Source organism: Brevundimonas sp. P7753, assembly GCF_013386595.1.
GTDB lineage: Bacteria > Pseudomonadota > Alphaproteobacteria > Caulobacterales > Caulobacteraceae > Brevundimonas > Brevundimonas bullata.
The window spans coordinates 1-404 of record NZ_JACARP010000279.1; the positions used below are offsets into that span (position 1 = coordinate 1).

Sequence of the window (404 nt, forward strand, 5' to 3'; positions counted from 1 at the left end):
GGCGGCGGCGGCGGGGGCGCCGCGCCTGCGGGGGTTTCGGTGAAGACCAGACGGCTGACCGATCCGCCGCGCGACACGGTGACGAAGTCGGCGCCGACCGAGGCCAGGGTCAGGCCCTCGGAAATGGTCTCGCCCACGCCGACAGAAACCTGTCGTCCATCAGGCAGGCCGATGATGGCCGAGCCGCCGCCCGGCCCGCCCGCCCGCACCCCAAACAGACGCAAGGCGTCGCTGTCGGCGCCCGCCGCCTCGGCCAGGCTGCTCTTGTCGCCGGTGCGGAAGAAGGCGTCGAAACGCTGGAAGATGCTGGCGTCCACAGGCGCGGCGGCGGCGTGGACGGCGATCGCCGCTTCGGGCTCAGGCGCGACGAAGATCCAGGCCAGACGTCCGGCCTGAACCGCCAG

1 protein-coding gene is annotated in these 404 nt (G+C 73.3%); it reads right to left on the bottom strand.

The window, feature by feature from the left end; all coding sequences use genetic code 11:
* A partial coding sequence (locus tag HX774_RS19580) for a type II secretion system protein N (protein ID WP_304488872.1) occupies positions 1-404 on the bottom strand: 404 nt, incomplete at both ends.